We start from the raw sequence: 232 nt of genomic DNA on the forward strand, positions 1-232 counted from the left end.
AGATTACAGACATCATGGTAACGCATGATTATGAGGATTCTTTGCAGCGGGCCGATGAGATCGTGGTGATCAAAGAAGGTAAAATCATGCAAAGAGCAAGTAGACAAGAGATTTATCACAAGCCTAATAGTCAATATGTAGCGTCACTTTTTGGGGAGACCTATTTATTTCCTTTGAATTCATTTGCCGTATTTGTCTTAGAGGAAATGTATGATTTCTACAAAGTTTAATT

Annotated in this window: 1 pseudogene; it reads left to right on the plus strand. The window is 36.6% G+C overall.

The window, feature by feature from the left end:
- Window positions 1–230: pseudogene (locus I5349_RS14160) on the plus strand (hypothetical protein); the annotation flags it as partial.
- Between the last annotated feature and the right edge of the window lie 2 nt (window positions 231–232).

The organism is Penaeicola halotolerans, from assembly GCF_016464625.1.
GTDB lineage: Bacteria > Bacteroidota > Bacteroidia > Cytophagales > Cyclobacteriaceae > Penaeicola > Penaeicola halotolerans.